Origin of the sequence: Pseudomonas sp. Ost2, from assembly GCF_018326065.1 — a bacterium.
Lineage (GTDB): Bacteria > Pseudomonadota > Gammaproteobacteria > Pseudomonadales > Pseudomonadaceae > Aquipseudomonas > Aquipseudomonas gingeri.
This window is the reverse complement of record NZ_AP021904.1, coordinates 719140-733772: the sequence shown is the minus strand read 5'-3', so window position 1 is coordinate 733772 and position 14633 is coordinate 719140. Positions and strand designations below refer to the sequence as shown.

Annotated in this window: 14 protein-coding genes; all 14 read left to right on the top strand. The window is 65.0% G+C overall.

Going from position 1 to position 14633, the window contains the following annotated elements; genetic code table 11:
- Window positions 1-50: 50 nt before the first annotated feature.
- The 14 genes from cbiE to KI243_RS03085 all read left to right on the top strand — a co-directional run bounded on the left by cbiE (window position 51) and on the right by KI243_RS03085 (window position 14230).
- A complete protein-coding gene (gene cbiE, locus KI243_RS03150; protein WP_212810442.1) occupies window positions 51-1262 on the top strand; it encodes a precorrin-6y C5,15-methyltransferase (decarboxylating) subunit CbiE in 1212 nt (403 codons plus the stop codon).
- Complete coding sequence (locus KI243_RS03145; RefSeq protein WP_177083282.1) at window positions 1255-2352, top strand: cobalt-precorrin-5B (C(1))-methyltransferase; 1098 nt, start codon at window positions 1255-1257, stop codon at window positions 2350-2352. The genes cbiE and KI243_RS03145 overlap by 8 nt, the downstream gene beginning before the upstream one ends.
- Entirely contained in the window at window positions 2349-3071 is a 723-nt protein-coding gene (locus tag KI243_RS03140; RefSeq protein ID WP_212810441.1) for a cobalt-precorrin-6A reductase, read from the top strand. Before KI243_RS03145 ends, KI243_RS03140 begins: the two co-directional genes overlap by 4 nt.
- Window positions 3072-3125: 54 nt before the next feature.
- Window positions 3126-3461, top strand: a complete 336-nt coding sequence (locus KI243_RS03135; protein WP_212810440.1) for a type II toxin-antitoxin system RelE/ParE family toxin — start codon at window positions 3126-3128, stop codon at window positions 3459-3461.
- 5 nt (window positions 3462-3466) lie between these two features.
- On the top strand, window positions 3467-3790 hold the full coding sequence (locus tag KI243_RS03130; protein WP_017125648.1) for a transcriptional regulator: 324 nt from the start codon (window positions 3467-3469) through the stop codon (window positions 3788-3790).
- Between the two features lie 146 nt (window positions 3791-3936).
- Entirely contained in the window at window positions 3937-4341 is a 405-nt protein-coding gene (locus KI243_RS03125; RefSeq protein ID WP_212810439.1) for a DUF2946 domain-containing protein, read from the top strand.
- A 47-nt stretch (window positions 4342-4388) separates the two neighbouring features.
- Window positions 4389-4874 (top strand): copper chaperone PCu(A)C, encoded by a 486-nt coding sequence (locus tag KI243_RS03120; RefSeq protein WP_177062623.1) that lies wholly within the window; start codon window positions 4389-4391, stop codon window positions 4872-4874.
- Window positions 4875-4895: 21 nt separating this feature from the next.
- Window positions 4896-5330 carry a DUF2946 domain-containing protein gene (locus KI243_RS03115; RefSeq protein WP_177083287.1) on the top strand — a complete coding sequence of 145 codons (435 nt, stop codon included), beginning with the start codon at window positions 4896-4898 and terminating at the stop codon, window positions 5328-5330.
- A gap of 93 nt (window positions 5331-5423) precedes the next feature.
- Window positions 5424-7553, top strand: a complete 2130-nt coding sequence (locus KI243_RS03110) for a TonB-dependent copper receptor (protein WP_177083289.1) — start codon at window positions 5424-5426, stop codon at window positions 7551-7553.
- A gap of 144 nt (window positions 7554-7697) precedes the next feature.
- Window positions 7698-9080 carry a PepSY domain-containing protein gene (locus tag KI243_RS03105; protein WP_177118090.1) on the top strand — a complete coding sequence of 461 codons (1383 nt, stop codon included), beginning with the start codon at window positions 7698-7700 and terminating at the stop codon, window positions 9078-9080.
- Window positions 9081-9233: 153 nt separating this feature from the next.
- A complete protein-coding gene (locus tag KI243_RS03100; protein ID WP_103033006.1) occupies window positions 9234-11351 on the top strand; it encodes a TonB-dependent receptor in 2118 nt (705 codons plus the stop codon).
- A 136-nt stretch (window positions 11352-11487) separates the two neighbouring features.
- A complete protein-coding gene (locus KI243_RS03095; protein ID WP_212810438.1) occupies window positions 11488-12276 on the top strand; it encodes an ABC transporter ATP-binding protein in 789 nt (262 codons plus the stop codon).
- Complete coding sequence (locus KI243_RS03090; protein ID WP_177083295.1) at window positions 12273-13223, top strand: ABC transporter substrate-binding protein; 951 nt, start codon at window positions 12273-12275, stop codon at window positions 13221-13223. The genes KI243_RS03095 and KI243_RS03090 overlap by 4 nt, the downstream gene beginning before the upstream one ends.
- Window positions 13220-14230, top strand: a complete 1011-nt coding sequence (locus tag KI243_RS03085; protein WP_212810437.1) for an iron ABC transporter permease — start codon at window positions 13220-13222, stop codon at window positions 14228-14230. The genes KI243_RS03090 and KI243_RS03085 overlap by 4 nt, the downstream gene beginning before the upstream one ends.
- The last annotated feature ends 403 nt before the right edge of the window (window positions 14231-14633 follow it).

Below are 14633 nucleotides of genomic sequence, written 5' to 3'. Positions count from 1 at the left end.
AAGGCATGAAAAGACTGCCCGTCGGAACAGCCGTGTTTTGAGGATTTTAGATGACGCCCTGGCTGACAGTAGTGGGAATCGGTGAAGACGGCTTCAGTGGCCTGGGCAAAAATGCCCGGCGCGCACTGCTGGGGGCTGCGCGGATATTCGGCGGGCAACGCCAGCTCGACCTGCTGCCGGCGTGCATCCGTGCCGAACGCCAGGCCTGGCCCAGCCCGTTCTCCATCGAACCGGTGCTGGCCCTGCGCGGTACGTCGGTCTGCGTGCTGGCGAGCGGCGACCCGATGCTGTTCGGCGTCGGTGCCAGCCTGTCGCGCCAGGTGAGCGCAGAGGACATGCAGGTGCTGCCCGCACCCTCCGCCTACTCGCTGGCCGCCGCCCGCCTGGGCTGGGCCCTGCAGGATGTGGTGTGCCTGTCGGTGGTCGCCCGGCCCGTCGCGGCCCTGAGTGCGCAACTGCATACGGGCGTGCGCCTGCTGGTGCTGAGCAATGACGGGCAGAGTCCCGCCGCGATCGCCGCCCTGCTCCGCGAACGGGGTTTCGGGCCGAGCCGTATCAGCGTACTGGAACACTTGGGCGGTGCGCTGGAGCGTCGCGTCGATGGGGTGGCAGACACCTGGCAGGAGCCCACCATCGCCAAACTGAACCTGGTCGCCATCGACTGCCTGGCCGATCCGACGACGCCGCGCCTGTCGCGGATCGGCGGCCTGCCGGACTCGGCTTTCCGCCATGACGGCCAATTGACCAAGCGCGACGTCCGCGCCATCACCCTGGCCCGTCTCGCCCCGGTGCCCGGCGAACTGCTGTGGGATGTCGGCGCCGGCAGCGGCTCCATCGGCATCGAATGGATGCGTGCCCACCCCGGTTGCCGGGCCATTGCCGTCGAGGCGGACGACGGTCGCCAGCAACTGATCGAATACAACCGCGACGCCCTCGGCGTGCCCGGCCTGCGCCTGGTGCGCGGCAGCGCGCCGGAGGCCCTGGCGGACCTGGAGCCGCCGGACGCGATCTTTATCGGCGGCGGCGTGACCCGCCCCGGCGTGCTGGACACCTGCTGGGCCCGGCTCAAGCCCGGCGGACGCCTGGTGGCCAATGCCGTGACCCTGCAAAGCGAAGCGCTCCTGATGCACTGGCGGCAGGTCCATGGCGGCGAGCTGACCCGTATCCATATCGCCCAGGCCCAGCCCCTCGGTGACTTCGATACCTGGCGCCAGGCGCTGCCCATCACCCTGCTCGATGTGGTCAAGTCTCGCGATGCGTGACGAAACCGCCGAACAACCCGCCCCCCTGCGCAGCGGCCTGACCACCGGCAGCTGTGCCACCGCCACCTCGCTGGCGGCGGCGCGGCTGCTGCTGGCCGGCGTCAGCCACGATGCGGTGCGGATCATCCTGCCCAAGGGCAAGCAGGTGGAAATGCGCCTGGAGTTCTGCCGCCTGCACGAAGACGGTGCCGAGGCCGGGACCCTCAAGGATGCCGGCGACGATCCGGATGTCACCCACGGTGCACTGCTGTATTCGCGAGTCCGCCTGATCGCCGAGCCCGGCGTGCAGTTTCACGCCGGTGCCGGTGTCGGCACCGTGACGCGCCCGGGCCTGGTGCTGCCGGTCGGCGAACCGGCGATCAACCCGGTGCCGCGCAAGATGATCAGCGACCACCTGCGGCAACTGGCGGCCGAACACGGCTATGCCGGTGGTTTCTCGGTGACCGTCAACGTCGAGGGCGGCGAAGCCCTGGCCCTGAAGACCATGAACCCGCGCCTGGGCATTCTCGGCGGGCTGTCGATCCTCGGCACCAGCGGCATTGTCCGGCCGTTTTCCTGCGCGGCCTATATCGCCTCGATCCACCAGGGCATCGACGTCGCCAAGACCAACGGCTACCTGCATATCGCCGCCTGCACCGGCAACGCCAGCGAAGACACCATGCGCCGCGTGTACAACCTGCCGGAGATCGCCCTGATCGAAATGGGCGACTTCGTCGGTGCCGTGCTCAAGCACCTGCGCAAAGTGCCTGTGGATAAATTGAGCCTGTGCGGCGGCTTCGGCAAGATCAGCAAGTTGGCCGCCGGGCACATGGACCTGCACAGCCGGCATTCGAGCATCGACCTGCCGCAACTGGCCGAATGGGCCGCGGCGGTGGGGGCCGATGAGACCTTGCAGGACGCCATCCGCCAGGCCAATACCAGCCAGCAGGCCCTCGCCATGGCCAGCGCCGCCGGGATCGCCCTCGGCGACGCGGTCTGCCGGCATGCGCTGGACTTTGCCCGCAGCGTGGTTCCGGCGCAGGTACAGGTCGAAGTCTTCGCCATCGATCGCCAGGGCGGTGTCGTGGGTCATGCGGGAGCTTTCCGATGAAGGTATTGCTGCTGGGCGGCGTCACTGAAGCCCTGGCGATCGCCCGTACGCTGGGTCCGCGGCATATCTACAGCCTCGCGGGGGTTGGCCGGGTGCCGGGCGACCTGCGCTGCCAGGTACGGGTCGGCGGCTATGGCGGGGCCGAGGGCTTGGCGGGTTTTATCCGCGAAGCGGGCATCGACCTGCTGCTGGACGCCACCCATCCCTATGCCGCGCAGATCAGCCGCAATGCCGTCGCGGCGGCCGCTATCAGCGGCATTGCCTGCTGGGCACTGCGCCGCCCTGCCTGGGTGGCCGAGCCCGGGGACGACTGGCGGGAAGTCGCGGACTGGGCCGAACTGGTCAACGCCCTGAAACCGTTCCAGCGACCGCTGTTCACCCTCGGCCGCGAACCGCTGCAACACCTGGACGAAATCCCCGCCGGACAATTCTGGACCTTGCGCGCGCTCGACGAGTACCCCGGCAACGAACGCTGCGAAGTGATCGGTGCCCGTGGCCCGTTCCGCCTGGAGGACGAGCGAGCCCTGTTCGAACGTCGCGCCATCGACGTGCTGATCAGCAAGAACAGCGGCAGCAGCGCGACCGAGCCCAAGCTGCAGGTGGCCCGCGAACGCGCACTGCCGGTACTGATCCTCAAGCGCCCGGTATTACCGGCTGCGGCACGCGAGTTCCAGACGCTCGAGGAAACACTTGAGGCGTTGGCAATCGCCCTTCAATAGATCACGATCGTCGCTTGTCAAAATAGTAACTTATTTGTTACCTTGAGGACGCGGATGATCGATGTCGAAGAATACATACGGGACAACCACGGCAACCCGTTCGAAAAGTGGTTCGCTTCACTGGATGTGCAAGCGGCCGCCAAGGTTTCCACCGCCCTCCTTCGGCTGGAAATGGGCAATACCTCCAATATCAAATGGTTTGACGGGCTCGGGGAATACCGTATCGACTGGGGCCCTGGTTATCGGATCTATCTGATACAGGATGGCAAGCGCCTGATCATTCTGTTTGGCGGGGGCAACAAGTCCAGCCAGAAAAAAGACATCCGGCGCGCCAAGTTGCTGGTTGACGAATACAAGCGCCGCAAAAGCGCAGAACTGCATACGAGGTAACGCCAATGGCCCTGACCCGCAGCTTCAAGCAAACCGTCGCCGAACGGGCACAACGCGATCCGGCATTCGCCGAGGCGTTGCTGGACGAAGCCGCCAGCCTGTTTCTCAATGGCGAACCGGAAATGGCCCGGGTGATCCTGCGCGACCTGGTCAACGCGACAGTCGGCTTCGAGGGATTGGCCAGGGAAACCGACAAACCCAGCAAAAGCCTGCACCGCATGCTCTCCGCCAACGGCAATCCCAGCATGGACAACCTGGCAGCCATTTTTTCCGTGATCCGCACAACACTGGGGGTCAGCATTGAAGTACACGCGGTGCCGGCAACCTGAGTGCTTGCTGCTACGCTTCACCGAAGCCTGCCGGGGATAAATCCCCTGCCTTGTTGCGACCTTTCACCGCAGCGCCTGCTTTTACTTATGAAGGACGTTCAGGCTAAATAACCCACTGCCTTGAAACATCTGACGGAAATCCTTCCATGTCCCGACAACGGCTCGCAGTAGCTACCTGGATCGCCTGCTGCGCAGTGCTGTTCAATCTGCTCGCCATGCCGATTTCCGGGGCCATGGCGCAATCGCTGGATCGCTCCGTGTCGGAACAACTGCTGTGGGGCAGCTTCTGCTCCGCCAGCGGCAGCCGGCTCGTTGCCATCGACCTCGGCAAGCTGGAGCAGAAGGCCCCGGCGAGCGACGAACACTCCAATATGCAGCACTGCTGGTGCTGTTCCGGCTCGGCGCCGTTGGTGGCGTTACCCGGACACATGCCCCAGCTACAGGTTGCGCGCCTGGACGCCAGCCACAGCCGTGCCGGCCGACCTGTCGATACACCCACACCCCGCCAGCAATGGCCCTCGCTCAACCCCCGAGCCTCTCCGCCAAGCTGATTCACACTCGCAACCCTTTGCGTTTTGAATCGTTATGGAGAACTCCCATGCTCAAGAATGCCCTGTTCCTGATGGCGCTGATGTTGCCTGCCTGCTTTGCCCATGCTCATGAATTCAAGGTTGGCGACCTGCAAATCACCCACCCGTGGTCACAGGAACTACCGCCCAACGCGCCGACCGTAGCCGCCTATTTCGTGATTCATAGCCAGGGAGCCACACCCGACCGCCTGACCGGCGTCGACAGCCCCATCGCCAAAAAGGCCGAGTTGCATGAACATGTGATGCAGGGCGACCTGATGAAGATGCAGCAGGTACCGGGCGTCGACATCCCGGCCAAGGGCGAGGTGAAATTCGCGCCCATGGCCTACCACGTGATGCTGCTGGACCTGAAGGATCGCAGCCTGCTGCAGGACGGCAAGCACTTCCCGTTGACCCTGCATTTTGAAAAGGCCGGCAGCGTGACCGTCGAGGTCGCGGTGCAGAAACAGGCGCCCGCCACGACGGGCGACACGGAACATCAGCACGCCCAGTAACCGACGATCCCACTGAGCGCCATGCGCCGTTCCCACCTCAGGCCCAAGCCCTCCCACGTCCAGGTACGTGGCGGCTGGCTGAGCCTGTTCGCCATGTTGATGATCTTTGTCGGCCCGCTGATATCCCAGGCGATGCCGATGGACCATCACGCCATGTCGATGTCGATGGACATGAACATGGCAATGCCCATGGACATGCCCGGACAGGAGGACGCGGATGCAGGGCATGCCGGTAGAGGACATCACGGCAGCGGCGGCGAACATCACGCCCTCTGGGAAAAGTGCGGCTACTGCACACTGCTGTTCAGTTGCCCGGCCCTGCCCCAGACCCTGACCTTCGCCGCCCTCGACGGCCCCCGGCCCACGGCGCAGACCGCCACGCAAACCCGCCTGGGCCATGCCCAGCGCACCATCTTCCCCGGTGCCCGCACCCGCGCCCCACCCGCATTCGGCTAGGCAATCCCACAACGCTCACACGGTCGTCCCGCACGGTGGCAAACAGCTGCTGCGCGGTGACTGTGTTGTATTCGCTTGAATGATGGAACGCTTATGTCCACAGCAAACACTCGCCTGCGCGCTACGCGGGCGGCACTCCCTTTCGCTCCCGCCGAACCCCGTGCCCGCTTGCGCCAGGCCACCACCCTGGTGTGCGGGGCTCTGCTGGCACCGACGCTGTTCGCCGCCGAGACGGTCGACGATCCCTCGCCGCAAGCCCGGGAAATCAGTCCGACAGTCATTACCGCCGTCGCCCCCAGCTCGCCACTGACAATCGTCACCAACCCCGGGGATCCGCGCCAGCCGGTACCGGCCAGCGACGGTGGCGACTACCTCAAGACCATCCCCGGCTTCGCCCTGGTGCGCAACGGCGGCACCAACGGTGATCCGGTGTTGCGTGGCATGTTCGGCTCGCGCCTGAATATCCTGACCAATGGCAGCATGATGCTCGGCGCCTGCCCTGGCCGGATGGACGCACCCACGTCCTACATCTCGCCGGAAACCTACGACCGGCTGACCGTGATCAAGGGTCCGCAAACCGTGCTCTGGGGGCCGGGCGCCTCGGCCGGCACCATCCTCTTCGAGCGTGAGCCCGAGCACTTCGGTGAACTCGGCACGCGGCTCGACGCCAGCGTCCTGGCCGGCTCCAACGGCCGCTTCGACAAGGTGATCGACGCCGCCGCCGGCGGCCCCCTGGGTTATCTGCGGGTGATCGGCAACCAGGCCCACGCCGATGACTACAAGGACGGCAACAACGACACCGTGGCTTCGCGCTACGACAAATGGAACGGCGATGTCGCCCTTGGCTGGACCCCGGACGCCGACACCCTGCTGGAGCTGACCGCCGGCAAGGGCGACGGCGAGGCGCGCTACGCCGGGCGGGGCATGGACGGCTCGCAGTTCAAGCGCGAAAGCCTGGGCCTGCGCTTCGAGAAGTCCGATATCGGCGACGTGCTCGACAAGCTCGAGGCCCAGGTCTACTACAACTACGCCGACCACGTGATGGACAACTACACCCTGCGCCAACCCTCCGGGACGGGGATGATGGCCGGCCCCATGGCCTCCAATGTCGACCGGCGTACCCTGGGTGCGCGGCTCAAGGCCACCTGGCGCTGGGCCGACTGGCAACTGATCGGCGGCCTCGATGCCCAGACCAACGAACATCGCGCCCGCAGCAGCATGGGCATCGATACCTACAAGGACCTGCCACGCACCAGGGACGCCGACTTCCACAACTACGGGGTATTCGGCGAGCTGACCTGGTACGCCGCCGAACATGACCGCCTGATCAGCGGTGCCCGCGTGGACCGCGCCTCGGCCCGGGACTTTCGGCAACGCATCGGCTCAGGCATGGGCGCCCGCGCGAACCCGACCGCCAACGACACCCGCGCCGATACCCTGCCCAGCGGTTTCGTACGCTATGAGCACGACCTCGCCGACAGCCCGGCCACCTTCTATACCGGTCTCGGTCACGCCGAACGTTTCCCCGACTACTGGGAGCTGTTCTCCCCCGATAGCGGCCCGGCCGGTTCAGCCAACGCCTTCGACGGGATAAAGCCGGAGAAGACCACGCAACTGGACTTCGGCGTGCAGTACAAGACCGCCGACCTGGAGGCCTGGGCATCGGGCTACGTCGGCCAGGTGCGCGACTTCATCCTGTTCGACTACCAGCCGGGGATGATGGGCATGACCTCCCAGGCACGGAACATCGATGCACGGATCATGGGCGGCGAACTGGGCGCGGCCTACGCGCTCACGTCCAACTGGAAGGCCGATGCGACCCTGGCCTATGCCTGGGGCAAGAACACCAGCGACGGCAGGGCGCTGCCGCAGATACCACCACTCGATACCCGCCTGGGCCTGACCTACAGCCAGGATGACTGGAGCGCCGGTGCCTTGTGGCGAATGGTTTCGGCGCAGAACCGCATCGACCCGGACAAGGGCAACGTGGTCGGCAAGGACTTCTCCAACAGTGCCGGGTTCGGTGTGTTTTCCCTCAATGGCGCCTACCGGATCAACCGGCACCTGAAGGTCAGCACCGGCGTCGACAACCTGTTCAACAAAGCCTACGCCGAACACCTGAACCTGGCGGGCAATGCCGGGTTCGGGTATCCGGCCAATGACCCGCGGGCCATCAACGAACCGGGCCGGACCTTCTGGACCAAGGTGGACATGAGTTTCTAAACACACCGCAGAACCTGTAGGAGCCGGCTTGCCGGCGATGGCATCGACGTGGCGGCCTCGCTGGATCACGTCGCCTGGATCGCCAGCAAGCCGCCCCCACAGGGTACAGCCTCAAATAAACCCAAATCTTGCGGAGCACTCCCGATGAGCCAACCAAAGATACCCTTCTACAACCTCGCCTGGCGCTGGCATTTCTACGCCGGGCTGTTCGTCGCCCCGTTCATGATCCTGCTGGCCCTGACCGGGATCATCTACCTGTTCAAGCCCCAGCTCGATCCGCTGATGTACGGCAATCTGCTGAAGGTCGAGCCCGGTCATCACCTGATCAGCGCCGATGAACAATTACAGCGGGTCCAGACCGCCTATCCACAGGGCCGCATCAAGCAGTACCTGCCGCCGGTCGACGCCGGGCACAGCGCGCAGTTCGTGGTGATCCAGGATGCGCGGGAACTCAACGTGTTCATCGACCCCTACCGCGGCAACGTCCTCGGCGACCAGGATGCCAAGCGCAACCTGCAAGCCATCGCCCGCGCCCTGCACGGAGAGCTGATGATCGGCACGGTCGGCGACCGCCTGGTGGAACTGGCCGCCGGCTGGGGCGTGGTGCTGGTGGTGTCCGGGGTCTATCTCTGGTGGCCGCGCGGGCGCTCTCCAGCCGGCGTGCTCTGGCCGCGCCTGACCAGCCGTGGCCGACTGCTGTGGCGCGACCTGCATGCGGTCACCGGCTTCTGGGGCGCGGCGCTGCTGCTGTTCATGCTGCTCAGCGGCATGACCTGGACCGGCTTCTGGGGCAAGCAATATGCCGAGGTCTGGAACAAGTTCCCGGATGCCATGTGGAACAGCGTGCCCAAGTCCGACGTCGAGGCCCGCAGCCTCAACACCGCCACCCGCCAGACCGTGCCCTGGGCCATGGAAAACACGCCGATGCCGATGTCCGGCGACCACGCCGAGCACATGAACCATGGCGCGGCCCACGCCGGTCCGGCCGCGCCGACCATCACCCTGCAACAGGTGGTCGAGATCGCGCGGGCGCGCCGCATCGAACCCGGCTACAGCATCACCCCGCCGAGTACCGCCGAAGGCGTGTTCACCATCGCGGTGTTCGCCGACGACCCGCGCAACGACGCCACCCTGCATGTCGACCAGTACACCGGCACGGTTCTCGCCGACGTGCGCTGGCAGCAATACGGCAATGTCGCCCGGGCCACGGAAATGGGGGTGATGCTCCACGAAGGCAAACTCTTCGGGCCGCTCAACCAGTTGGCGATCCTGCTGATCTGCCTGATGATCCTGCTGAGTTCGATCAGCGGCGTGATCATGTGGTGGAAACGGCGCCCGCAAGGTGGCCTCGGGGTTCCGCCGCTGCGTCACGACCTGCCGAAGTGGAAAAGCGCGATGCTGATCATGTTTGCCCTGGCGATCCTGTTCCCGCTGGTGGGCGTCTCGCTGATCGTGATCTGGGTGGTCGACAAGCTAGTGCTGTCGCGCCTGAACCGCCAACATGAATCGACCTCACCTTCATCCTGAAAAGCGTTGAGATGCGCGAAACAGAGGGTTCTATAAACTTTCGGGAGCATCGTCTTGCAACCCTATATTGTTATAGTATAACAATATCGCGAGATACCCGACCCACAGCCGCCCGCTGCGGGTCTTCCTGAAGATAAGCGACTTACCACCCCGATGAACAAGTACCTCGTATCCGGCCTCTGCCTGCTGGCGGTCAACCATGCCCAGGCGGATGCCACGCTGACCCTGCCCACCGGCACCATCACCGCGCCTGCCGTCGATAGCGACGCAGTCGATCTGAAGACGCCCACCACGGCAGGCTCGCGCCTGGGCCTGACCGCGCTTGAAACACCGGCCAGCACGGAAAGTCTCACCGGGGAACGTATTCGCGAACGCGGCGACAACACCGTGCAGGACGCGGTGTCGCGTAGCACCGGCCTGAGCCGCACCGGCACGCCCGGCGATGGCGGCACGTCATTGCAGGCCCGTGGTTTCACCGGGCAGAACTCGGTGATGCAGTTGTATGACGGCACCCGCCTGTACAGCGGCGCGGGCACCGTGACCTTTCCGGTGGATGCCTGGTCGGTCGAGCGGGTCGACGTCCTGCGCGGCCCGGCCTCGGTCCTCTATGGCGAAGGCGCCACCGGCGCGGTGATCAACACCCTCCCGAAAAAACCGTTCTCGGGCGAAATCGAAAACCATGTGCGCCTCGGCTATGGTTCCTACGACAGCCAGCAGCAGGCCCTGGACAGCGGCGGCTCGCTGACCGACAACCTGAGCTATCGCGTCAATATCAACCGCCTGGCCAGCAACGGCTGGGTCGACCGTGGCGAATCGAGCAGCAATTTCTTCAGCGCTGCCCTGCGCTGGCAGGCCAGCGATGACCTGGTGTTCACCCTGTCCACCGACTATGGCGACCAGCAGCCCACCGACTACTTCGGTTCGCCACTGATCAACGGCAGCTACCAGAAGAGCCTGCGCTTCAAGAACTACAACGTCAGCAACGACAAGCTGCACTACAACGACCAATGGACCCGCCTGCGCACCGACTGGCAGATCTCCGATGCCATCAGTTCCAGCAACGAACTGTATTACCTCAAGGCCCGACGCCGCTGGCAGAACGCCGAGAACTACAACTTCGACCCGGCGACGCAGACCTTGTCGCGGGCCAGCTATATCGGCATCAAGCACGAGGAGGAGCAGACCGGCGACCGCCAGACCTTCACCTTCAAACACAGCCTGTTCGGGCTCGACAGCCAGACGCTGACCGGCGTGGATATCAACCGTATCCGCTTCCAGCTCAACAGCAACGCCGGCTTCGACGACCTGCCCGGCAGCCCGCCACTGGACCTGAACCACCCGCAACCCGGCCAGTTCGAAAGTGCCGACGCCTACCAGCCCCAGTTCGCGACGACCACCAGACAGTTCTCGCTGTTCGCCGAAAACCGCACGCAACTGAGCGAGCGCTGGTCGCTGGTGACCGGGGTGCGCCGCGACTATGTGCATATCGAAAATGACGACCAGATCAACGACACCCGCAGCGACAAGAGCCTGGCCGGCAACAACTGGAAAGTCGGCCTGGTGTTCGCCTTGAGCGAAGACACGTCGCTCTACGGCCAATACGCCACCAGCACCGAAGGCGTCGACGGCCTGGTGACCCTGGGGCCGAAGGCGCAGAATTTCGACCTGTCCACCGCCAGGCAATCGGAAGTGGGCCTCAAGCAGATGTTCTGGGACCAGCGCGGCGAGTGGACCCTGGCGGCTTATCACATCGTCAAGAAGAAGCTGCTGACCACCGACCCGGGCAACTCGCAGAACCAGTTGCAGGTCGGCCAGCAATCGTCCGACGGCCTGGAGGCCAGCCTCGACCTGAAACTGGCCCGCGACTGGCAGTTGCAGGCCAATGCCTCGATCCTCAGGGCGCAATACGATGACTTCGACCAGTCGGTCGGCAGCACGGTCGTGTCCTACAAGGGCAACCGTCCTGTGGATGTGCCCCGCCGCACCGCCAACCTCTGGCTGAGCAAGGCGATCACCGACGAGGTGAAAGCCGGTGCCGGTGTGCGGTATGTCGACGCGCGTTATGCCGACCTCGCCAATACCGCCGAACTGCCGAGCTACACCGTGGTCGATGCCAACGTGTCGTGGAAAGCCTTGCGCAACACCACCCTGGGCCTGCAATTGAACAATCTGTTCGACCGCCAGTACGCGCAAAGCCAATACAATAGCGGCCAACAATGGATCATGGGGCAGCCACGCTCGTTCTTCGTGACCGCGGACTACACCTTTTGACAGTACCGGGATCGTTCCCACGCTCCGGCGTGGGAACGCCGCTATGGGCGCTCCGCGTCCGCTCTTGTGACGCAGGGCGTCACGGTATGCGTTCCCGCGCCGAGCGTGGGAACGATCAATCACAGACAGGAATGGAATGACCTCGCTGACCCTCGCCAACCTGGCCTGGACACCCCTGGGCCAGAACCACTGCCATCACCAGTTCCAGCTGCGTGACGCCAACCTGCGGGTGGCGGCGGGTGAATTCGTCGGCCTGATCGGCCCCAACGGCAGCGGCAAGACCAGCCTGCTCAAGTGCGCCTATCGCTTCAGCCAGCCGGAAAGCGGCGAGGTCCTGCTCGAACACCAGAACGTCTGGAAACAGTCGCCCCGCTGGTGCGCCCAGCGTATCGCGGTGGTGCTCCAGGAGTTTCCCGATGCCTTTGGCCTGACCGTCGACGAAGTGGTCGCCATGGGCCGCACGCCCCACAAGAAACTGTTCGACGGCGACAGCGAGTTCGATCGCCAGCTGGTTCGCCAATGCCTGGAATCGGTCGGCCTGCTGGGCTTCGAAGAGCACGCCTTCGCCACCTTGTCCGGCGGTGAAAAACAGCGGGTGATCCTCGCCCGCGCCCTGGCCCAGCAGCCGCAACTGCTGATCCTCGACGAACCGACCAACCACCTCGATCCGCGCTATCAGCTGGAGCTGCTGACCCTGGTCAAGCGCCTGAAGATCGGCACGCTCGCCAGCATCCACGATCTCAACCTGGCGGCCGCGTTCTGCGACCGGCTGTATGTGATCAACCATGGCCGCATCGTCGCCAGCGGCACGCCCGACGAGGTGCTGACGGCGGATCTGCTGCGCGCCGTGTTCGGCGTCGAGGCCCTGATCGACAGCCACCCCCTCTGCGGCTACCCACGAATCACCTGGATAACCCAACCATGAAGTTACTGCGTCTGGCGCTTTGCCTCGGTTCCCTGTTCGCCTCCCTCACCGCCCTGGCCGAGCCCACCCACTACCCATTGACGGTGCAGAGCTGCAACCGCCAGGTGACCTTCAAGGAGGCACCGAAACACGCGGTCAGCCACGACATCAACATGACCCAGATGATGCTCGCCCTGGGTCTCAAGTCGCGGATGGCCGGCTACAGCGGCATCAGCGGCTGGAAAGCGGTGACCCCGGAAATGGCCAGGATCCTCGACGGCCTGCCGGAACTGGCGGCCAAGTACCCGTCCGTGGAAACCCTGCTCAATGCCAACGTCGACTTCTTCTTCGCCGGCTGGGACTACGGCATGCGCATCGGCGGCGACCTCACCCCGCAGACCCTGGCGCCGCTGGGCATCAATGTCTACGAATTGACCGAGTCCTGTGCCTTCGTGATGAAGCGCCCGGGCGCCAGTCTCGACGACACTTACAACGACCTGCGTAACCTGGGCCGCATCTTCGATGTCCAGGACCGCGCCGAAGCCCTGATCAGCCAGATGCAGGCCAGGGTCGCCGCAGTGCGCAAGAACCTGCCCGCCGAGCGTCCACGGGTATTCCTCTACGACAGCGGCGAGGACCGCGCCATGACCTCCGGCCGCCTGGCCATGCCCCAGGCGCTGATCGAAGCCGCGGGCGGGCGCAACGTGCTGAACGATGTCGACGCCAGCTGGACCCGGGTCAACTGGGAAACCGTGGTGGAGAAGAACCCGCAGGTGATCGTCATCGTCGACTACAGCGAAGTCACCGCCGAGCAGAAACAGCACTTCCTGGAGACCAACCCGGCCCTGCAGTCGGTGGATGCGATTCGCAACAAGCGCTTTATCGTCATTCCCTATGTCGAGGCGACGCCGGGGATCGATAACGTCAAGGCCATCGAAACCCTGGCCAAGGGTTTCCACCCACAATGATGAGCCGCCGCTACCCCCTGCTGCTGGTCGCCCTCGGTGCACTGTTGCTGGTGTCGTGCGTGGTGTCGCTGGGCTTCGGCCCGGCGCGGGTGCCGGTGGACGTGGTGTGGCGGATCCTGTTGTACAAACTGCTGGGCACCGGCACGGTCGACTGGAGCGCCGGCCAGGAACATATCGTCTGGCTGATCCGCGTCCCGCGCATGCTGCTCGGCGCCCTGGTCGGCGCCGGACTGGCCCTGATCGGCGCGGTGCTGCAAGCCGTTACCCGCAACCCGCTGGCCGACCCGCACCTGCTGGGCGTGACTTCGGGCGCCACCCTCGGCGCGGTGATCGTGGTGCTGCACGTCGGTGAAATCATCGGCCTGCTGACGCTGCCCATCGCCGCCTTTATCGGCGCCCTGGGCAGCATGGTGGCGGTGCTCGCCATCGCCAGCCGCAAGGGCCGGCTGGACAGCGATCGCCTGCTGCTGTGCGGGGTGGCGGTGTCCTTCGTGATGATGGCGATCGCCAACCTGCTGCTGTTTCTCGGCGACCACCGGGCCAGCTCCGCGGTGCTGTTCTGGATGCTCGGCGGGCTGGGGCTGGCGCGCTGGGAACTGCTGCCGGTTCCGTCGGTGATCGTGCTGCTGGGGCTGGTCCTGCTGCTGAGCATGGCCCGCTCGCTGAATGCGTTGATGGCCGGCGAACAGACCGCCGTGACCCTTGGCCTGAATGCACGCAATGTGCGCTTGCGGGTCTTCCTGATCGCCTCGCTGATGACCGGCGTGCTGGTCGCCATCAGCGGCTCCATTGGGTTTGTCGGCTTGATGGTGCCGCATATTGCCCGGCGCCTGGTGGGCGCCGAGCATCGCCGCCTGCTGCCGGTGTCGGCACTGCTGGGCAGCGTGTTCCTGGTCTGGGTCGATGTCGCGGCACGAACCCTGATCGCCCCCGAGGACTTGCCGATCGGCGTGGCGACCGCGGCCATTGGCGGGCTGTTCTTCATCGGCTTGATGCGCCGTCGCTAAAAGCTTCGCGGGCAAGCCCGCTCCCACAGTGCTCGACTGCCGCGGCTATTGCGCTGGCAGTCGTAAGGTCCTCTTCGTGGCGGTGCGGCGTCCCGACAAGCCCACCGCCAAGGCCATCGGCACCAATCTGGCGCTCCTCGCGCACCACAACGCCAATGTCGCCCCCGCCTGGTGCAACTGTTCAGACCACGCGCCCCGCAAAAACCACCTGTCAGCCGGCTCAGATTCGGATGCCGGAAGTTCCTGGCCAAGGCGCTGTGACGAGTCATGGCCCGCCATGGCGAGGAACGGCAACACAGGGCGAGGGCTTATGGCGCCGAAGTTGACCGGTCACACAGGCCACTCGGCACACCCCTTGCAAAAGCCCCTTCAGCATCTGCATCTGCCAACCAAAAAAAACGTT

Excerpts from the sequence above, each read along its gene's own strand:
- KI243_RS03110 (WP_177083289.1), top strand. The coding sequence starts at position 5,424 with ATGTCCACAGCAAACACTCGCCTGCGCGCTACGCGGGCGGCACTCCCT.
- KI243_RS03090 (WP_177083295.1), top strand. The coding sequence starts at position 12,273 with ATGAAGTTACTGCGTCTGGCGCTTTGCCTCGGTTCCCTGTTCGCCTCC.
- KI243_RS03095 (WP_212810438.1), top strand. The coding sequence starts at position 11,488 with ATGACCTCGCTGACCCTCGCCAACCTGGCCTGGACACCCCTGGGCCAG.
- KI243_RS03140 (WP_212810441.1), top strand. The coding sequence starts at position 2,349 with ATGAAGGTATTGCTGCTGGGCGGCGTCACTGAAGCCCTGGCGATCGCC.
- KI243_RS03145 (WP_177083282.1), top strand. The coding sequence starts at position 1,255 with ATGCGTGACGAAACCGCCGAACAACCCGCCCCCCTGCGCAGCGGCCTG.
- KI243_RS03135 (WP_212810440.1), top strand. The coding sequence starts at position 3,126 with ATGATCGATGTCGAAGAATACATACGGGACAACCACGGCAACCCGTTC.
- cbiE (WP_212810442.1), top strand. The coding sequence starts at position 51 with ATGACGCCCTGGCTGACAGTAGTGGGAATCGGTGAAGACGGCTTCAGT.
- KI243_RS03105 (WP_177118090.1), top strand. The coding sequence starts at position 7,698 with ATGAGCCAACCAAAGATACCCTTCTACAACCTCGCCTGGCGCTGGCAT.
- KI243_RS03100 (WP_103033006.1), top strand. The coding sequence starts at position 9,234 with ATGAACAAGTACCTCGTATCCGGCCTCTGCCTGCTGGCGGTCAACCAT.
- KI243_RS03125 (WP_212810439.1), top strand. The coding sequence starts at position 3,937 with ATGTCCCGACAACGGCTCGCAGTAGCTACCTGGATCGCCTGCTGCGCA.
- KI243_RS03130 (WP_017125648.1), top strand. The coding sequence starts at position 3,467 with ATGGCCCTGACCCGCAGCTTCAAGCAAACCGTCGCCGAACGGGCACAA.
- KI243_RS03085 (WP_212810437.1), top strand. The coding sequence starts at position 13,220 with ATGATGAGCCGCCGCTACCCCCTGCTGCTGGTCGCCCTCGGTGCACTG.
- KI243_RS03115 (WP_177083287.1), top strand. The coding sequence starts at position 4,896 with ATGCGCCGTTCCCACCTCAGGCCCAAGCCCTCCCACGTCCAGGTACGT.
- KI243_RS03120 (WP_177062623.1), top strand. The coding sequence starts at position 4,389 with ATGCTCAAGAATGCCCTGTTCCTGATGGCGCTGATGTTGCCTGCCTGC.